Source organism: Mycobacterium sp. 852002-30065_SCH5024008 (assembly GCF_001665645.1).
GTDB classification, from domain to species: domain Bacteria; phylum Actinomycetota; class Actinomycetes; order Mycobacteriales; family Mycobacteriaceae; genus Mycobacterium; species Mycobacterium paraffinicum.
In genome coordinates this window covers 1-1,305 of sequence record NZ_LZSZ01000013.1, presented here as the reverse complement: position 1 = coordinate 1,305, position 1,305 = coordinate 1, and the positions used below count along the sequence as shown (strand labels likewise).

The 1,305-nt window shown below is 65.2% G+C and carries 1 protein-coding gene; it reads left to right on the top strand.

Features of this window, described 5'->3' with window-relative positions; all coding sequences use genetic code 11:
• Positions 1 to 1,305 (top strand): AMP-binding protein (locus A5781_RS01170; RefSeq protein WP_156624287.1); only part of this gene is annotated, 1,305 nt, incomplete at both ends.

Genomic DNA, 1,305 nt, shown 5'->3' with positions numbered 1-1,305 from the left:
GGATGTGACCTTCACCCTGGCCGAGAACTTCACCCAGGCGGGGCAGCCGGCCGGAATCAGCGGGGTAGTGGAGTTTCGCACCGACCTCTTCAACCCCGACAGCATCCACACCCTGATCACCCGATTCCAACGGGTGCTGGAGACAATGACCGCTGACCCGTCGCGGCCGGTGTCCTCGATCGATCTGCTCGACGATTCGGAACGTGTCCGCCTGGAGGGGTGGGGTAACCGGGCGGTGTTGGACCGTCCGGCGGTGTCGGGGGTGTCGATCCCGGCGTTGTTTGCCGCCCAAGTCGCGCGCACGCCCGAGGCGGTGGCGCTGAGTTTCGGGGACCGGTCGTGGACCTATCGCGAGGTGGATGAGGCCGCGAATCGGTTGGCGCACTTCCTGGTTGCCCGTGGGGTGGGCCCGGGTGAGTGCGTAGGGTTGCTGATGGAACGTGGCGCGCAGGCCATCATCGCGATCCTAGGGGTTTTGAAGTCTGGGGCGGCCTACGTGCCGATCGACCCGGGCCTGCCCACAGCGCGGATCGGGTTCATGCTCGGCGATGCCGCCCCGATCGCCGCGATCACCACCACCGGGCTGGCCGCGCGGGTCGACGGTCATCACGTGGCGGTCATTGATGTCAACGACCCCGCCATCGATGTTCAACCCAGTACCCCATTGCCGGCCCCGGCTGCTGAGGATCTTGCGTATCTGATTTACACCTCGGGCACCACCGGGGTGCCCAAAGGCGTTGCCGTGACCCACCACAACGTCACCCAGTTGCTGGGGTCATTGGATGGGGATTTGGCGGCACCGGCACCAGTGTGGGCGCAGGTGCATTCGTATGCCTTCGATGCCTCGGTTGAGGAGATCTGGGGCGCCCTGCTGGGTGGGGGCCGGTTGGTGGTGGTGCCCGAGTCGGTGGCCGGCTCTCCAGAAGAGTTGCATGCGTTACTGATTGCTGAGCAGGTCAGTGTGTTGAGTCAGACTCCTTCGGCGGTGGCGATGCTGTCACCGGAGGGGTTGGAGTCGGTGGCATTGGTGGTGGCCGGTGAGGCGTGTCCGGCTGAGGTGGTGGATCTGTGGGCGGCACCAGGGCGGGTGATGATCGATGCGTATGGGCCGACGGAGACCACGGTATGTGCGTCGATCAGCACTCCGCTCACCCCCGAATCTCAGGTGGTGCCGATTGGGTCGCCGATACCGGGGGCGGCGATGTTCGTCTTGGACAGGTGGCTCAAGTCGGTGCCGGCGGGGGTGGTCGGTGAGTTGTATGTGGCCTGTCTCTTATACACATCTGACGCTGCCGACGATCGCAT